The organism is Desulfovibrio fairfieldensis (genome assembly GCF_001553605.1).
Classification (GTDB): Bacteria; Desulfobacterota; Desulfovibrionia; order Desulfovibrionales; family Desulfovibrionaceae; genus Desulfovibrio; species Desulfovibrio fairfieldensis.
On record NZ_CP014229.1, the window covers coordinates 1,016,879 to 1,034,123 of the forward strand.

Annotated in this window: 13 protein-coding genes and 1 tRNA gene; 11 read left to right on the forward strand and 3 right to left on the reverse strand. The window is 63.3% G+C overall.

Annotated elements, in window-relative coordinates; genetic code table 11:
* Positions 1-48: 48 nt before the first annotated feature.
* The 10 genes from mfd (at position 49) to AXF13_RS04380 (ending at position 11,819) form a co-directional block, all read left to right on the forward strand.
* On the forward strand, positions 49-3,489 hold the full coding sequence (gene mfd, locus AXF13_RS04335; RefSeq protein ID WP_062251781.1) for a transcription-repair coupling factor: 3,441 nt from the start codon (positions 49-51) through the stop codon (positions 3,487-3,489).
* A 25-nt stretch (positions 3,490-3,514) separates the two neighbouring features.
* Positions 3,515-3,874, forward strand: coding sequence for an MmcQ/YjbR family DNA-binding protein (locus AXF13_RS04340; protein WP_062251782.1), 360 nt, complete (start codon positions 3,515-3,517; stop codon positions 3,872-3,874).
* 26 nt (positions 3,875-3,900) lie between these two features.
* On the forward strand, positions 3,901-4,998 hold the full coding sequence (locus tag AXF13_RS04345) for a peptidylprolyl isomerase (RefSeq protein WP_223299971.1): 1,098 nt from the start codon (positions 3,901-3,903) through the stop codon (positions 4,996-4,998).
* A 208-nt stretch (positions 4,999-5,206) separates the two neighbouring features.
* Positions 5,207-6,145, forward strand: coding sequence for a SurA N-terminal domain-containing protein (locus AXF13_RS04350; RefSeq protein WP_009301399.1), 939 nt, complete (start codon positions 5,207-5,209; stop codon positions 6,143-6,145).
* A 40-nt stretch (positions 6,146-6,185) separates the two neighbouring features.
* A complete protein-coding gene (locus tag AXF13_RS04355; protein WP_062254716.1) occupies positions 6,186-7,229 on the forward strand; it encodes a RodZ domain-containing protein in 1,044 nt (347 codons plus the stop codon).
* A complete protein-coding gene (gene recO, locus AXF13_RS04360; protein WP_062251783.1) occupies positions 7,229-7,984 on the forward strand; it encodes a DNA repair protein RecO in 756 nt (251 codons plus the stop codon). Before AXF13_RS04355 ends, recO begins: the two co-directional genes overlap by 1 nt.
* Before the next feature lie 185 nt (positions 7,985-8,169).
* Positions 8,170-9,051 carry a glycine--tRNA ligase subunit alpha gene (glyQ, locus tag AXF13_RS04365; protein WP_008684504.1) on the forward strand — a complete coding sequence of 294 codons (882 nt, stop codon included), beginning with the start codon at positions 8,170-8,172 and terminating at the stop codon, positions 9,049-9,051.
* Positions 9,052-9,054: 3 nt separating this feature from the next.
* Positions 9,055-11,151 carry a glycine--tRNA ligase subunit beta gene (gene glyS, locus AXF13_RS04370; protein ID WP_062251784.1) on the forward strand — a complete coding sequence of 699 codons (2,097 nt, stop codon included), beginning with the start codon at positions 9,055-9,057 and terminating at the stop codon, positions 11,149-11,151.
* A 153-nt stretch (positions 11,152-11,304) separates the two neighbouring features.
* The gene (gene rpsT, locus AXF13_RS04375; protein WP_008684500.1) at positions 11,305-11,574 is read left to right on the forward strand and encodes a 30S ribosomal protein S20; all 270 of its coding nucleotides are present in this window, start codon (positions 11,305-11,307) and stop codon (positions 11,572-11,574) included.
* 168 nt (positions 11,575-11,742) lie between these two features.
* Positions 11,743-11,819: transfer RNA gene (locus tag AXF13_RS04380), tRNA-Arg, on the forward strand.
* A 207-nt stretch (positions 11,820-12,026) separates the two neighbouring features.
* On the opposite strand, the gene AXF13_RS04385 is transcribed toward AXF13_RS04380, so the two are convergent.
* The 3 genes from AXF13_RS04385 to glpA are packed head-to-tail and all read right to left on the reverse strand — an operon-like array spanning position 12,027 to position 16,187.
* On the reverse strand, positions 12,027-13,247 hold the full coding sequence (locus tag AXF13_RS04385) for an anaerobic glycerol-3-phosphate dehydrogenase subunit C (RefSeq protein ID WP_062251785.1): 1,221 nt from the start codon (positions 13,245-13,247) through the stop codon (positions 12,027-12,029).
* The gene (glpB, locus tag AXF13_RS04390; protein WP_062251786.1) at positions 13,244-14,551 is read right to left on the reverse strand and encodes an anaerobic glycerol-3-phosphate dehydrogenase subunit GlpB; all 1,308 of its coding nucleotides are present in this window, start codon (positions 14,549-14,551) and stop codon (positions 13,244-13,246) included. Before glpB ends, AXF13_RS04385 begins: the two co-directional genes overlap by 4 nt.
* Positions 14,535-16,187, reverse strand: coding sequence for an anaerobic glycerol-3-phosphate dehydrogenase subunit GlpA (gene glpA / locus AXF13_RS04395; protein ID WP_062251787.1), 1,653 nt, complete (start codon positions 16,185-16,187; stop codon positions 14,535-14,537). The genes glpB and glpA overlap by 17 nt, the downstream gene beginning before the upstream one ends.
* A gap of 242 nt (positions 16,188-16,429) precedes the next feature.
* On the opposite strand from glpA, the gene AXF13_RS04400 reads away from it, so the two are divergent.
* A complete protein-coding gene (locus tag AXF13_RS04400; RefSeq protein ID WP_062251788.1) occupies positions 16,430-17,209 on the forward strand; it encodes an HAD-IIA family hydrolase in 780 nt (259 codons plus the stop codon).
* Positions 17,210-17,245: the final 36 nt, after the last annotated feature.

The following is a 17,245-nucleotide window of genomic DNA, read 5'->3' on the forward strand; positions in this document are numbered from 1 at the left end:
GCAGAGAACAAAAAAACTCATTACTCAGCACTTCCTTTGGCGTGACCCATGCAAAATTTCAGCGCACTGCTTGCAAGCCGGGACGGACAACTCTATCTGGAGCGCAGCGGCATGGCCACGCGTTGCCGTCTGGCCTGCGAGGCTCTGGCCCAGGGGCGCGGCTCGGTGCTGCTCGCCCGTAACCGTGAGGAATTCCACGCGGCCCGCGCCCTGCTGACGCTTTTTCTGCCTCAGCTTTCCCTGGGCGATATCCCCATCGGTCAGGCCGTATGGGAAAGCCCCTGCCTGAGCCTGCCCGCCATGAGCCAGTGGCGGGACAGGGACAGTTGGGCCGCCCGCATGTCCGCGCTGTACGCTCTGGCCCAGGGCGGCCCGCGCTGCGTGGTAGCCGGGGTGGAAAGCGTGCTGCTGCGCTATATGCCCCTGCATTTTTTTGATTCGCGCAGCCTGGGCCTCTCGCGCGGCGGCGAATACTCGCCGGAGCTCATCCTGGATCAGGCCGTGGAATGGGGCTATGAGCGCGTTTCCCTGGTGACGCGCCCCGGCGACATGGCCCGGCGCGGCGATATTCTGGACATCTTCCCTCCCGGTTACGCCAAGCCCGTCCGGCTGGAATTTTTCGGCGACGCCATTGAGGAAATGCGCCTCTTTGACGCCGAAAGCCAGCGTTCCCTGCGGCCTCTCGACGAATTGACCCTCTTGCCTGTGAGTCCGCTGGCTCTGGATAAGAACGGCCTGGCGGCGGCCCGCAAGCGCTGCGATCAGCTGTTCAGCGAGGGCCGGATCAACGAAAACGAGTGTTATTCCTTCAAGAAAGCCCTGGACGGGGGCGGCGCGGGCATCCTGCCCGGCGTGTTGTGCGATTCGCCCAGCCTGCTGGAAGAATGGCTGCCCGCCGACAGTCTTTGGCTGCTCCCCGGCGAAGCGGACAGCGCTGAAGCTCTGCGCGACGGGCGGCTGGCGCTCAAGGAGGCTTTGGAGGCTGAGGACGCGCCCTTGCAGCAACCGGCGGCCCTGGCCCTGCGCAAGCATTCGCAGCCCGCGCCCTGGCGGAATTTCCAGTGCGCCTTCGCCGAACCCCTGGTCATGGGCGTGGTAGAGCGGGGGGCGGACTTTCAGGAGCGCGCTCTGCACGGCTTCAGCGATCTTTTCCCGCTGCCCGCCGCTCAGGACCGTCCCTGGCAGCATCTGGCCGCCGGGCTCAAGGAATGGCAGAGCCAACGCCGCCAGGTTATTCTGAGCTTTTCCTCCGAGCGGGGGCGCAACAAATTTTTGAAACTGGCCGAGCAGGACGGCATCATTCCGGCGTTGCGCTACACGCCGGAAGGGCGCGGCCTGTTCGCCCTGGTTTCACCCTTCCGTTCCGGCGTGGAACTGGTCTGGGACAACAGTCTGGTTCTGGGCGAGGACATCATCTATCCCCGCGCGGAAAAAACACCGCGCGCCGCGTCCCGGGCCTTCAAGGGCCTGGACACTTTCGACGACCTCAAGAAAGGCGACCTGCTGGTCCATCGCGATTACGGCATCGGCCGTTTCGCGGGTCTGCACCACTTGGACCTCAACAGCGCGGCCAACGATTTTCTGCTCATTGAATATTCCGGGCGGGATAAGCTCTATGTGCCTGCCGACCGTCTGGGCCTGATTCAGCGCTTCAAGGGGACCGAGGGCGTGGAACCGGCCCTGGACCGTCTGGGCGGCCCGGCCTGGGCCGCGGGCAAGGAAAAGGCCCGCAAGGCCATTGAAAAAATCGCGGCCGATCTGGTGGAAATGTACGCCTACCGCAAGGTTGCCAAGGGCTTCCGCTACGATCCGCCGGGCGAGCTGTACCACGAGTTCGAGGCCACCTTCGGTTTTGAGGAAACGCCGGACCAGGCCAAGGCCATCCAGGACGTGCTGGACGACATGGACAGAGGCGAACCCATGGACCGCCTGATCTGCGGCGACGTGGGCTTCGGCAAGACCGAAGTGGCCCTGCGCGCGGCCTTCCGCGCAGCCGCCGAGGGGCGGCAGGTGGCTTTGCTCTGTCCCACCACGGTGCTGGCGGAACAGCATTACCAGACCTTCCGGGCGCGTCTGGCCGGTTTCCCTGTCAATGTGGGGCTGTTGAGTCGTTTTGTGACCAAGCCCCGGCAGAAGGAAGTGCTCAAGGCCGCGGCCGCCGGGCAGATCGACATTCTCATCGGCACCCACCGTATTCTTTCCAGCGACGTGAAACTGCCCAATCTGGCCCTGCTGGTGCTGGACGAGGAGCAGCGCTTCGGCGTGCGCCACAAGGAAAAGCTCAAAGCCCTGAAAAAAAATGTGGACGTGCTGACCCTTACGGCCACGCCCATTCCGCGCACCTTGCAGCTTTCCATGTCCGGCATCCGCGAGCTGTCCATCATCGAAACCGCGCCGCAGGACCGCAAGCCGGTAGCCACGGCGGTGCTGCGCCGCGACGACGCGGTTCTGAGCAAGGTCATTGAGCGCGAAATCGAGCGCGAAGGGCAGGTTTTCTGGGTTTACAACCGGGTTCAGGGCCTGGAGCGCGTGGTGGAATACGTGCGCAAGCTCGCTCCTCAGGCGAGGGTGGGCATGGCTCACGGCCAGATGTCCGAAACCGAACTGGAAACCACCATGCACAAATTCTGGCATGGCGAGCTGGACGTGCTGGTCTGTACCTCCATTGTGGAATCCGGCCTGGATTTTCCGCGCGCCAACACCCTGGTGGTGGATCAGGCCCAGATGTTCGGCCTGGGCCAACTCTATCAGTTGCGGGGCCGCGTGGGCCGCAGCGACCGGCAGGCCTATGCCTTCTTTGTGGTGCCCGATGCCGAGCGCCTGACGGCCGTGGCCGAGGAACGCCTGCGCATCATCATGGACATGGACTATCTGGGCGCGGGTTTCCAGGTGGCCATGGAGGACCTGCGCCTGCGCGGGGCGGGCAACATCCTGGGCGAGGTGCAGTCCGGGCATATGAGCCGGGTGGGACTGGAGCTCTATCTGGAAATGCTGGAGGAAGCCGTGGGCCGCCTCAAAGGCACGCCCTCGGCCCTGGCCGTGGAAACCGAACTGACTCTGGGCTTGCCTGCCCATATTCCCGCGTCGTACATTGATGACGGCCGAGAGCGTCTGCGTTGCTACAAGGCCCTGACCTCGGCCGTGGGCGGCTCTGCCAGGGAAGAGGCCGCGCTTTCCATGCGCGACCGTTTCGGTCCCTTCCCCGAGGAATTGACCAACTTTCTGGCCGTGCTGGACTTCAAGCAGTTCCTTACGGAGCTGCAGGTGCAGCGGGCCGACGTGCACCGCGACCATCTGCGTATGTTCTGGCCTGAAGGCCAGACCGCCGTGCAACCGGAGCGCATTGTGGAGCTGGCGGCCAAAATGCCGGGTGCGCGCCTGCATCCCCCGGCGGGCCTGACCTTGCCGTTGGCCGCTGACTTGCCTTTCAGCGAAGGTCTGCAAAAAGTGCGCGTGGCCCTGGAGGAAATCCGCACGGCGGCTTCCTGAGATGGTCGCGTGAAGGGGGTATGGTATGGCAAGCCGTGAAGAAATACTGGCCTATGTCAAAAGGAAGTTCCAGACGGAACCGGACTACCCTTGGCGTCAGTATCCGGAATACGCCGTGCTGCGTCATGCGGAAAGCGGCAAGTGGTACGGCGTGATCATGAATCTGCCCAGGGCGACGCTGGGCCTGGCGGGCAAGGGCGATGTCGAGGTCGTCAATCTGAAATGCGATCATGTTTTGGATGTGCTTTTAAACAGTGAGCCGGGCGCTGTATTACCCGCATATCATATGAATAAGAAACATTGGCTTACCATTGTGCTGGACGGTAAATTCACGGCAGGCGAGTTGTACGGGCTTATTGATGAAAGCCACGGGTTGACCCGGTGAGGGGCATCTTGCTGCCTGCGCGACCTGTGCGGTTCATTCCGCTGCTTTTCTGCTGCTTCCTGCTCGCGGCCTGCCTGGAGAGCCGTCTGCCCGAGGGGGTGGTGGCCACGGTCAACGGCGAACTTGTCCATTTGCGTTCCGTGCAGTCTTTGCTGGACAGCCGTTCCGCCGCGCTGGGCACTTTGCAGAGCTCTTCCCTGGAAAATATGAAACGCCGATACGGCGAAGCCCTGGGCACGCTGATCATCCATGCCCTGGTGCGCCAGGAACTGGAACACCGCCAGATTCCCGTGGGCGACGCGGCTCTGGAGCTGGCCGTGGCCCAAGTGCGCGGGGACTATGAGCCCGGCGGCCTTTCCAAGTTTCTGGCCGACGAATCCCTGGACGAAGCGGATTGGCAGGCCTTGATGCGCGACCATCTGGCCATGCTGACCTTTGAAAAGCGGGTGCTGCTGCCCGGCATCCGGGTAAGTCTGGATGAGGTGCGCGCCTATTACCGGGAGCATCAGGCGGATTTTCAGCTGCCTGAAACGCTTGACCTCTGTCTGATTTCCGGAGAAGAGCGCTCGGCTCTGGATGTCTTTTGCGCGGCCTTTCCGGCGGGCAGAAAAACGCCGCGTTCCGACCTGCTGGTACAATGCCTGGAAGTCCGTGGCGATGAAGTGCCGCCGCCCTGGAACAAAGATACGTCGGCGCTCAAACCGGGCGCCTGCGCCCCGGCCCGCCGCCAGAACGGAAGCTGGCAGACCGTGGCGCTGGTGGAACGGCAGAAAGCCCACAGCCTGGACATGGCCGACGCCTATCCGCTGATAGAACACATTCTGCTGGAGCGGAAAAAGAACGCGGCCTTTGAGCAATGGCTGGAAGGCAGTCTGTCCAGGGCTGTAATCAAGGTTTCGCCCCTGCTCAAGGAAGAGCTGCTGACCCCGGCCTCGGGCCGACAGGCCCAGCCGGATGAGAATGATGACGAAGAGGCCCGGACCGATGCCGTTGACGCGTCTCCGGGCCCGGATGCCGTGCCCGGCGGACAGGCGGGGCGGGAAGAAAAAAGTGGTCGAAAGTCGGAGCGGGACATTGCGCGCAATCCGCGACAGGACGACGCGGCCGGTACCGGGCGGCGTTGATTTCCGTCCGAGCCGCCGGGCGTTGCATCTCAGGCCGTTTTACGGTAGGCAGATGCCCATAACAGCGATTTTGCAAATTTCTAGACAAAGCCCGCGTGCCGCCCGTGATCGGCGGCGTGGGAGAGACACCCGCCTGTGTTTTGGGGGTCGGATGTTGCGCCGTCAGCGTCGCTTTCGGTAATTTCCTTGCTTCAAAGGGAGACTCGCAGTGAAGAAAACGTTTATTCTGCTGTTGGCAATCTGGCTTTGCGGCGTCTGCGGCGTGCAGGCCGCTCAGCTCAATAAGGTGGCGGCGGTGGTCAACGGTCAGGTCATCACCATGTTCGACCTGCAGAAAACGGCCCTGCCGGAGTTGGGGCGCGCCAGACTCAATCCCAATAACCCCGCGCAGGCCAAGGAAGTGGACAAGGTCTTCCGCAAAGTGTTGGACATGATGATCATGGACATCCTGCTGGGGCAGGAAGCCAAGCGTCTCAAGATCAGCGTTTCCCCCTCCGAGGTGGACAACGAGATCGCCAAGATGATGAAGGCCCGCAATCTGACCAAGCAGCAGTTTGAAGCCCAGCTCGCCCAGCAGAAGATCTCCATTGATGAAATCCGCCAGAACTTCGAAAAATCTCTGTTGCGCCAGAAAATCATGGGCATGGAAGTGGGCCGCAAGGTGGTGGTGACCCCCGCCGAAATCAAGGCATATTACGAAGCCCATAAAGACAATCTCTATGATCGCGGCGGCCTGCACATGGGCGTGCTGGTCTATGCGCCCAACGTCAATGCCAAATCCATCGCCGCCCAGATCAAATCCGGCAAGCTGAGTTTTGAGGAGGCGGCGGCCAAGTATTCCATCGCCCCCAACAAAGACAAGGGCGGCGACATGGGGCCCGTGGAATGGGACCGCCTGAATCCGGAATGGGAAGGGCGGCTCATCAAAATGAAACCCGGCGATGTGACCGACATTTTCGATCTGCAGGGCCGCAAGGCTCAGGTCCATTTGTTCCGGCCCGGCGGCGACAACGCGGAAAAACAGCTTACCCTGGAACAGGCCACTCCGCAGATCGACGCCATCCTGCGTCAGCCCAAAGCCATGGAGCGCTTTGAGGACTACACCAGCCAGCTGCGGAACAAAGCCGTTATCGACATCCGGCTGTAAGCCGCCGCGCCCCGCGCGGCGGACCATGCACGAGGCTTACATGACTTTAGAGGAACTGGGCGCGGCGTTGCGCGCCGAACGCGAAAAGCGCGGCCTGAGCATCGAAGATGTGGCCAATCATCTGAAAATTGGGGCCCGTCTTCTGCGCGCTCTGGAGGAAGGCGACGCCTCGTCTTTGCCCCATCTGGCATATGCCAAGGGCTTTATCCGTTCATATTCATCCTATCTCGGCATGGCCGCCGAGGAAGTGAACGAAGCCGTTTGCGCCTTGGGCGGCACGAGCCCGGCCGTACCCCAGCCCGTATACACGCCCGAGGAATCCCTGGCCCCCGGCCGAAGCCTGAAATGGCTGGGCGTGCTTATTGTGCTGGCCCTGGTGGCCGGAGGCGCGTATGTGGCTTGGCAACAGGGCGCTCTGGAAATTCTGAGCCGTCAGACGCGGCGTCTGGCCCAGCCCTCGCCGCCGTTGCAAACGCCGGATTCCGCCGAAAGCGTGCCGGGCAGGGAGACTTCCGCTCCGGCTGCGGATTCGGATCAAACCCCGTCCCAAACCCCGGCTGCCAAGTCCGAGGCTTTTGCCCCGGCGGCTTCTCCGTCTCCTGAGGCCGCGCCTGTGGCGGCTCCGGCTTCCGCCGCGTCTACCGCGTCCACCGGCGGGGTGAATACCCCCTCATCCGCCCCAGCCCCGGCCTTCGGCGGCGCGGGCGGCAGCGCGCAGAATGCGGCCCCGGCCTCTGCCTGGGGGTTGAGCTCCACAACGGCCGCTCCGGCGCAGCCCGCGATCGGGCAGAACGCGACCCAGCCCGCCCAGCCGGCGGACGGCGCGCTGCCCCCCGGACAGCATAAGGTCATCATCACCGCCACGGAAGAATGCTGGATCCATTCCAATGCCGATAATACAGATACCCGGCAGTTCTCCCTGCGCAAGGGCGACACCTTTGCCCTGACCTTCACCAAAAGTCTGGAACTGAAGCTGGGCAATGCCGGCGGCGTGCGCATCCGCTACAACGGGGAGGACATGCCCGCGCCCGGCCAGTCCGGCCAGGTGCGGACCCTGACCTTCCCGCCCGCGGCCCGGCAGTGATGGAGTGGGCCGATCAGGCCGTGGTACTGCGCATCGGGCATTTTCGCGAGTCTGATCTCTGGTTGAAACTGCTCTGCCGCGGGCGCGGCCTGCTGACATTGTTCGCTTTCGGCGGCAGCCGCAGCCGTCGGCGTTTCTGCGGCTGTCTGGACGTGCTGAACACTCTGCAATGCCGGGTCAAAACCTCGGGCAGGGAAAATTTTCTTAATCTGGAAGAGGCCGTGCTGCTGTCCGGGCCGCAGTGCCTGCGCGGCAACTGGCAGCGCATGGGGCTGGCCGCCAACTGCCTGCGCTTTGTGGAGGCTCTGGGCGTCAATGAGGAAGGCGCGGACGAAACCTTCGCCCTGGTGGAGGATCTGCGTCGCGTTTTGGAGGAAGAACCCCGCCTGCCGTCTTTGCTGCCGCTGTTTTTTCGTCTGCGTCTGGCCGGTGCCTTGGGTTTTGCGCCCAATCTGGGCCAGTGCGGCGCGTGCGGCGCGCCCCTGACCGACAGGACGCTGTTTGTGGTGGACGAGGGGCAGATGCGTTGCGCCGCCTGCCGGGCGCGGGAACCCGCCCTGGACGCGCGCTACGGCGTGGAGCTTTCCATGGCGGGGCTTGACCTTTTACGCCGCGTGCAGCAAGAATTTCCCTCTGCCTGGCCGGTGGAGGATCTGCCGTCCATGGACCGCCGGGCCTGTGCCAGGGCTATTGACGGATTTGTGCAGTATCATCTGGGGTTGGCCTGGGAAGGCGGCTACTTCCGCCGCGTGTGAGGCAGCCCTGAAAAGCGTCTTTTGTCCCCTGGACCGCGTCAGAAGCCGTTCGCTGTCCAGGTCTGTACCGGAAGAGTACTATCCCTGGTCAGCGAACGGCTTCTTCCTTGCCAGGGAACAAAATCCATCTTTTCAGGGCTGCCTCAGCTTTTTGTTTTTTGTGGCGGCACAACAAAGGACAGCGCATGTACTTTCAGGATGTCATTCTTACCCTGCAAAATTACTGGGCAAGCCGGGGATGCGTCATTGAGCAGCCTTCGGGCGTGGAGTGCGGGGCCGGTACCTTCAATCCGAGCACGTTTTTGCGGGTTCTCGGTCCCGAACCCTGGAAGGTGGCCTATGTGGAGCCTTCGCGTCGCCCCACGGACGGCCGCTACGGCGAAAATCCCAACCGCCTGCAGCGCTATTTCCAGTTTCAGGTGGTTCTCAAGCCCTCGCCGGACAATGTGCAGGATCTCTATCTGCAAAGCCTGGAAGCGCTGGGCCTGAATCCGGGCCGCCACGACATCCGTTTTGTGGAGGACGACTGGGAGTCGCCCACCCTCGGCGCTTGGGGCCTGGGCTGGGAAGTCTGGCTCAACGGCATGGAAGTGAGCCAGTTCACCTACTTCCAGCAGGTGGGCGGCATTGACCTTTCGCCGATCAGCGTGGAGCTGACCTACGGCCTGGAACGCCTGACCATGTATCTGCAGGGCGTGGAATCGGTCTATGACCTGCGCTGGAACAAGGATGTGACCTACGGCCATATCTATCATCAGAACGAAGTGGAGCAGTCCAGGCACAACTTCGAAGCCAGCAACGCGGAAATGCTGTTGCGCCAGTTCAGCGACTTCGAGCGGGAATGCAAGGCCATGCTGGAACTGGGGCTGCCCTGGCCCGCCTATGATTATTGCCTGAAATGCTCGCATACGTTCAACCTTCTGGACGCGCGCGGGGCCATTTCCATTACGGAGCGCACCGGCTACATCGGCCGGGTGCGTGCTCTGGCCGCGGGCGTGGCCCGTCTGTACGCGGCGCAGCGCGAGGAACTGGGCTATCCCATGCTCGACAACAAGGATGCGAGGTAAGGCATGGCGACCTTTGTGCTTGAAATCGGCAGCGAGGAACTGCCTTCCCGTTTTCTGGCCCCGGAAGAGGCGGAACTCCGGGCCCGCTTCAGCGCCGCCCTGGACGAGGCCGGTCTGGAATATGGCGCGGTGCGCGTCATGAGCACGCCGCGCCGGGCAGTGGCGCTGGTGGAGGATCTCAATCCCGTGCAGCGGGAAAAGGAAGAAGTGATTTCCGGACCTCCGGCGCGCGTGGCCTACGGGCCTGACGGCGCGCCCACCAAGGCCCTGGAGGGTTTCGCCCGCACCCACGGCCTAAGTGTGGCGGACGTCTTTCGCCTGGAAACGGAAAAAGGCGAATATGTGGCCGTGCGCAAGCGCACCGGCGGCGCGGCGGCCAAAGATCTGCTGGCCGGGATCTGCCCTGCCGTGATCACGTCCCTGCCGTTCGCCAAGCGCATGCGCTGGGGCGCGTATGCCTTGGCCTATGCCCGGCCCATCCACTGGATTCTGGCTCTGCTGGATGAGGAAGTGGTCCCCTTCGACCTCGGGCCCGTGGCTTCGGGCCGCGAAACCTGCGGCCACCGCGTGCACGGTTCCGGTCCCTTCAGCGTGGCCCATGCCGACGCCTATCTGGAAATTGCGGCTGATTCCTGCGCCGTGACCCTTGATCCGGCCCGGCGCCGTGCCGTCATCGTGGAAGGCGGCGACGCCCAGGCCGCGCGGGCCGGGGGCAGGGTCCTCTGGAACGACGGCCTGCTGGACGAGGTGCAGGGTCTGGCCGAGCATCCCGTGCCCCTGCTGGCGGATTTTGATCCCGCCTATCTGGAAGTGCCGCGTGAAGTGCTGCTGACCAGTATGGAAAGCCATCAGAAGAGCTTCGGCATTGAGGGGCCGGACGGCAAGCTCATGCCGCATTTTCTCACTGTGCTCAATCTGAGCCCCGAAGACATGGAAGTGGTCAAGCACGGCTGGGAGCGCGTGCTGCGCGCCCGTCTGGACGATGCCCGCTTTTTCTGGCGCGCGGATCTGCGGGAGAACTTCGACCTCTGGCTGGAAAAGCTGGACCATGTCATCTTTATCGGCGCGTTGGGCAGCATGGGCGACAAAACCCGCCGCCTGGAGGCCCTCTGCCGTTGGCTGGCCGAACGCTGCGCCCCTCGGCTGGGCGCGGACCTGACGGCGGAAGCCGCGCGGGCCGGACGGCTGTCCAAAGCGGACCTGGTTACCGGTCTGGTTGGCGAATTCGATACGCTTCAGGGCATCATGGGCGGCATCTATGCCGGGCAGAAGGGCGAAGCCCAGGCTGTGGCCGACGCTCTGAAAGAGCAGTACCTGCCCGCCGGTCCGGATTCGCCGCTGCCGAAAAGCCCTGTGGGCGCGCTGCTCTCCCTGGCGGACAAGGCCGATACCCTTGTGGGCTGCTTCGGCCTGAACATGGTCCCCACCGGCGCGGCGGACCCCAATGGTCTGCGGCGTTGCGCGCTGGGCATCATCCGTATTCTGCTGGACTTCGGCCTTGACCTTGACGTGCGCGAGCTCTTCGCCAAGGCGCGGGAACTCTACGGCACACGGCAGTGGAAGTTGCCGCCGGACGAGGCTCTGGACAAACTCATGGAATTCTTCGCGGCCAGGCTGCGCAATTATTTCCTGAGCCGGGGCCAGGATACCCTGCTGGTGGACGCGGCGTTGAACGCTGGCGCGGCCCAGGTGCCCGACAGCGGCGCGCGCCTGGCGGCGCTGGCGGCCTTCAGCCGGGAACCGGGCTATGCCGAGGCCGTGCAGACCTTTAAGCGGGTGGCCAATATCGTGCGTAAGCAGGCCGCCGCAGAAACGCTGCCCGAGCATTGGGATGCGGCCCTGTTGCGCGAAGCGCCGGAAAAGGCTCTGGCCGAGATCCTGGAAACCTTGCTGCCCCGTCTGGACGCATTCCGGGCTTCCGGCGATCACGGCGCGGCTCTGGCGACCCTCAGAGAGGTGCGCCCGGCTGTGGACGCCTTTTTTGACGGCGTGATGGTCATGTGCGAAGACGCGGCCTTGCGCCGCAACCGCCTGGCCATGCTCCAGGCCTTGGGATCGCGCTTCGCCCGGCTGGCCGATTTCGCGGCCTTGCAGTTGTAAATGGCGCCGGCGACGGCAAAATTGCTTGACAGGCAGCGAGGCTTGCGCTAATAACGCTGATTCACAACATCTCTGTTGCTGTCATCCGGCGGCAGTGCCGCTGATCCGGGATCATGGCTTGCGCGGGCAAGCCCAACATAGTGGAGGAATACCGTGGCCAACCATAAGTCAGCCATCAAACGTCACAAACAGAGCCTCAACAGGGCCGCCCGCAACCGTGCCGCCCGTACCCGCGTGAAAAGCGCCATCAAGGATGTGCGCGCCGCCATCCAGGGCAAGGACAAGAGCTTGGCCGACAACGCCCTGACTCTCGCCACTTCCGTGTTGGCCAAGGCCGCCGGAAAGGGTGCTCTGCATTGGAAAAAGGCCGCGCGTAAGATCTCGCGTCTGGCCCGCGCCGTTAACGGCATTGAAGCTGAATAAAACGGTGTAATGTCTTTTGCCGTTTGTCTTCGGACTTTCGGCAGGGCATGGTTTATGTGGATGCCGCCAAGGCGGTAGTAGATTTGAAAATTTATCCGGCATGCAAGCAAAAATAGTTACAAAAAATTCTTGACGAAGCATGCCGCTTAGTATAGTTTCCTTTGTTACGCGCTCGTAGCTCAGCTGGATAGAGCAACAGGCTACGAACCTGTAGGTCAGGAGTTCGAATCTCTTCGGGCGCACCATAAAATGTTCGAGAGTCCGGATATGATATCCGGGCTCTTTTCATTTTGTCTGCGGTTCCGGCAAGATCGGCGACCATATATGCAGCCGCCGTAACGGCTGTGGTTTTTCGGAAAGTTCTGCTCCGAAAGGCAGAGACGGCCCGCACCCTCCAAGATTGAGGGGACGGGCCGTCTTTTGATACGGTTAACATTGCCGCTTGCAGCGTGTTACGCGGGGCGCAGGGCCTCCAGGCGCTGACGGACGATGCTCACGGGGTGCAGGCAGGGCAGGCCGCTGCCGTGCAGAATCTGCACGCGGCAGGTGCCGCATTCGGAAGCGGCGATATGGGCCCCGCTTTCGCGCACGGCTTTGAAAAGAGCCGCGCCGATCTCCTGGCCGATGTCGTATTTTTCTTTTTTGAAACCATAACTGCCGGAGATGCCGCAGCACCCGGCATCGGCATTCCGGACCATGACGCCCGGCAGGCGGCGCAGCAGCTCCAGACCCGGCAGGCCGTTGCCCTGGGCGCGCAAATGGCAGGGCGCGTGGTAGATGACGCGCAGTTCGGGCAGGCAAGCGCCTGCCGTTTTGGCGTCCAGTTGCAATTCGCCGCGTTCCGCGCAGTCCAGCAGAAATTCCTGGGCGTCCTCCAGCGGGGTAGCGCCGTGCTTTTCAGCCATGTCCGGGAAAAATTCCGGCAGGTCGGTACGGAACATCAGGGCGCAGCTGGGGCAGCCCGTGATGACCGGAATGCCCTGTTCACGCCAGCGGGCCAGCGCGGCAAGGTTGCGGTCCGCATTGGCGCGAGCGTCCTGCCAGAAGCCGTTGGCGATCATGGGCAGACCGCAGCAGACGAAATCGTCCGGCACAATGACCTCATACCCGGCCCTGTTCAGTGCCCAGACCATATCCAGGCCGGTACGGGGATCGTACACGTCCACGTAGCAGCCCGGAAAAAAGACCGCTTTGCGCGTTTGGGCTGGCTGGCGGATATTGCGCATCTGCTGCCGGAAAGTCTGAGCGGCAAAGCGGGGCAGGGGAGCGCGCTTGTCGATGCCCAGGGCATCCAACAACGCGCGGGTTACGGGGTTGAGCATGCCGAAGTTTTTGAGCCCGGCCGGGATCAGCCGCAGCCAGCGCGCCTGAAGTTCGCCGTGGGCCAGCACCCAGTCGCGCAGGCCGGGGCTCTGCTGTTTGCACTGCTCGGCGCGGGCCAGCATGTTGATGCTGGACACAGGCACATCGTGCGGGCAGGAAATGTCGCAGTTCTTGCAGTTGGCGCAATAGTGCAGAGACGGATCTTCCGCCAGGCCCAGCAGGCGGAAACGTTCATAGGCCGGGCCGATCATGCGCGGGCCCAGGAACTTGGGCGTGGCCTCCGCCACCGGGCAGTGCACCACGCAGGTGGTGCAGGCGATGCATTTGTCGGGATTGATGCGTACGCTCATATGCGCTCTCCGGACGCCGGTCCGCCGGATTTTCCGGCAATGGCGGCAGCCATGCGGCCCGCCTGCCAGCCGGTGGTCAGGGCGACGCCGTGGCCGCTTTTTTCGGTTGCGAAATCATAACCGCCGAGGCTGCGCCCGGCAAAAAAGACATTCTCCCAGCGGGTCTGTCCGGCCTCGTCCAGGGGACGCATTTCGCCGTCCACCCGGACGCCCAGACGGGAAAAGACATGGCTGCCGAAAATTTCCGGTTCGGACCACTCTGTGACGTCCGGCGGCACGGGAATATCCAGTCCGAACACACTTTCACGGACCTTGCCCGGCGCGAGTTCCACGCCTCCGCCCAGGATGCCGCCCGTGGCCAGTACAAAGGCCCGGGCTCTGTGGCGGCGTTCCTGCCCGGCTGCCAGAGCCACCAGCGCCGTGCATTGCTTCCCGTTGGTTTCGGCGCGGATCAGCCGGGCGTTTTCCACCAGTTCAAAATCGTGGCGGCGCAGTTCGCGCAGCAACGCGTCCCGCAGACGCAGACCGCCCACCCCCGGCGGGATGGAAAGCATTTCCACCAGCGGGCAGCCCACGGCCTGGCTGAGTTCATGCCAGACCGAGGCATCGGCCCTGCTGCCGCAGATGGGCGGCAGCAACACGGCATCGCACTGTCCGGCGTGTTCCCGGAGGGCCCGGATCAACCAGTCCCGGCCCTGCGGCTTGTCCACCAGACGGGCCAGGTCCAGAGCGCTCAGGCTGCGATGGGTTTCGCCCAGGGGCGAGGGCAGCAATATCTGGATAAAGTCTTTGTCCGCCCAGTCCCTATAACGGCGCAACTGGCTGACGATCAGCGCGGGACGGCAGTCGCGCAGGCCCCGCACGCCCGCCACCAGAATGCGCTTGGCCCTGGTCAGGGCCGTGGGGTTCAGACCGGCGGGCAAAAGATAACTCGGCTTGAGCGTGCCCATGATGGTGGGCAGCAGCGCGTTGCAGGGAGCGCCCTGCGGCGACACGGCCGTGTGCAGGGGCCAGCCCTGTTCCGCCGCGCATTGGCGCAGCATGTCCAGGGCCGTCCGGATATTGCCCGCACCGAGCAGGCGGTAGGGATGCTCCGGCGGCAGAAGATCCATGCCGTTCCAGGGATCATCCAGCCGCCGTCCCCCGGCGTAGCCCAGCAGGTCCACACAACCGCCGCTGATAGCCAGCGAGCCCATGCCGTCGGTCACCAGCCGCACGCTGCGCCCATCCTGAGCGGCGGTCAGCGCGGCCATAAGCCCGGCCAGGCCGGAACCGGCCACAAGTACGTCAATTGTCCTGCTCATCCGCGGCTCCGTCGAGGTTGAGGGTTCCGGCGTACACGGCCCGCCCCAGTTCCATTTCGCGCGCCTGCGTGCCCCAGAGGGCCGGACGCAGGCCCCGCCAGCGCTCCTGTAGAAAACGCCGCACATTGTCCGTGGGCGAAAGCTCCAGAGGCACACCGTGCTCCACCAATGCGCCGATGGTCCGCAGGGAGCAGAAAGTGCCCTGGCAGGTGCCCATGCCCAGGCGCGTGCGCAGCCGGATGTCGGACAGGGAATGGGTGGAGGGATCGCGCGCCACGCATTCGATTTCAGCCAGGCTGACCATTTCGCACTCGCAGAGCAGGGGGTTGCCGTCACCCCCACCGGCATGTTCCTGTTCGGCCTGCTTTTCCGCCAGTCCGGCCAGTTCAGCCTGTTGCAGCACGGCGGGCAGATCGTCGCCGAGCCGGTCCGCCATGAGGGTGAGCCCCCGCATGGGGAAATAGCGGGCCGCGCGGCGCAGCACGGCTTTATCGGGATCGGGCACCAGCGCTTCATCCGCCGTGCGACAGGGCGTATGCACGCCGAGTCTGGCGCAGACGTTGTCGCTGACGCGTTCGGCCATGAGCCGGTAGGTGGTCAGCTTGCCGCCGAAGATGGACACCATGCCCTCCAGACCCTGCTCCGCGTGGTCCACCACATGGAAATTGCGGCTGGCCTTGCGCCCCGCCGCATTGCCCGGCGTGTACAGAGGCCGCGTGCCCGCGAAGGCCCGCAGGATGCGGTATTGGCGTACCGCCGGGAAAAGCGGTTCGCCCAGATCCAGCAGGCGCAGCACTTCTCCATAGGTGGGCGTGGTGTCGTCGGGCCGGTCTGTGGGCGTGGATGTGGTGCCGAGAATGGTGATGGAACCGTGGGGCACGAAAATATCGCCGTCCGCGCCGGGATGCAGGCGGTTGACCACGCGCGAGGTAAAGCGGTGATTGAAGACAATGAGCGTGCCCCGGTCCGGAGAAACGGCCACATCCAGACCGGCCAGCCCGGCAATGCGGCCCGACCAGGAACCGGCGGCGTTGACCACGCTCTGACAGGAAATTTCCACCATTTCGCCGCTGATGCGGTCAAGAGCCGTTACGCCGCAGACTGTGCCGTTGTTCTGATGGATGGCCGTGACCTCGTGATAGGTCAGCACCTGGCCGCCGTAACGCTTGGCGGACATGGCGTTGTGCAGTACCAGGCGAAAGCCGTCCACACAGGAATCAGGCACACGGAAGACGCGCCGGATGTCGGGCGCGAGATTGGGCTCCAGACGCAGGGCTTCGGCCACGTCCAGCTCCTGCGCGTCGATGCCCGCCTTGTGGCAGGCCTCGGCCCAGGGAGTCACGTAGGCCGGATCGTCACCGGGCGTCAGTGCGAAAAAGCCTTCGGTTTCCTCCACACACTGTCTGCCGATACGCCGCACAATCATGTTTTCTTCAATGCACTCGCGCGCGGATTCGTTGTCATTGACAGCGTAACGACCCCCGCTGTGGAGCAGGCCGTGAAAACGGGAGCTGGTGCCGTGGGCAAGGCCGCCCTGTTCCAGCAGAATGGCGGGCACGCCGCGCATGCACAGATCGCGCAGCGTGCCCATGCCGGTAGCGCCGCCGCCGATGACGACAACCGTGGTTTCCAGCATGGGGCCTCCTGATATTTCCATTTCGCCGTGGCCGCGTCCGTAACGGGCGTTGTCTTCCCGGCAATGGCTTCAGTACAACATAAACAAATCCAAATAAAAATTTTCATTCTTTTGCCGCTGTTCGTCAAGGGTCGGGCATTGCCCCAATGGACAGTCAGCGGAGGAAGCGTCCGCCGAAGGGAACCCCTCTATTCTTGCCAAGACGGCCGAACGCGGCTATTTCTTTGGGAAAAAGGAAGCATATGGACTGGTCGCGGAAACGCTGTGTCGTCCTGGACATGGACGGCACGGTTTATCTTGGGCATATCCCCATCAAGGGCGCTGTCGGTTTTATTCAAAATCACTGGCGAGATCTGGATTTTTTCTTTCTCAGCAACAATACCTCCAAATCGCCGCAGACCTATGTGGACAAGCTCAACGGCATGGGCATTCCGGCGCGCGGGGAATTGTTGCTCTCACCGGTGACGCCCCTGGTGGATTTTTTACGGGCGCGCGGCATCAGCCGGGCCTATCCTGTGGGCAACACTGATTTTCAACAGGATCTGCGTCAACGTATGCCCGAACTTCAACAGGTGGAAGAGGACGCGCAGGCCGTGATTCTGGCCTATGACACGGAGCTGACCTACCACAAGCTGGCCCGTTCAGCCTTGTTGTTGCAAAAACCTGAAACCCTGTTTCTGGCTACCCATCCGGATCTGGTCTGTCCCTCTCCGGAGGGGCCGTTGCCTGATGTGGGCAGCATGATTGAACTTTACGCCACGGCCACGGGCCGCCGCCCGCAGCATATTTTCGGCAAACCCGACCCGACCGTGCTGGCCCCTCTGCTGCGGCGCTACGCCAAAGAGGAAATGGTTATGGTGGGCGACCGCCTGAGCACGGACAAGAAACTGGCCGAAAACGCGGGCATTGATTTCATTCTGGTGCTCAGCGGCGAGGCCACGCGCGAAGACCTGGCAAAGGAGGAGCGTCAGCCCACTCTGGTGCTGGAGGATCTCGGGCAGGCCGAGAAGGATTGGCGTTGAATGTCCACCGCTCGGAAGCCGCTTGAAAAATTGAAA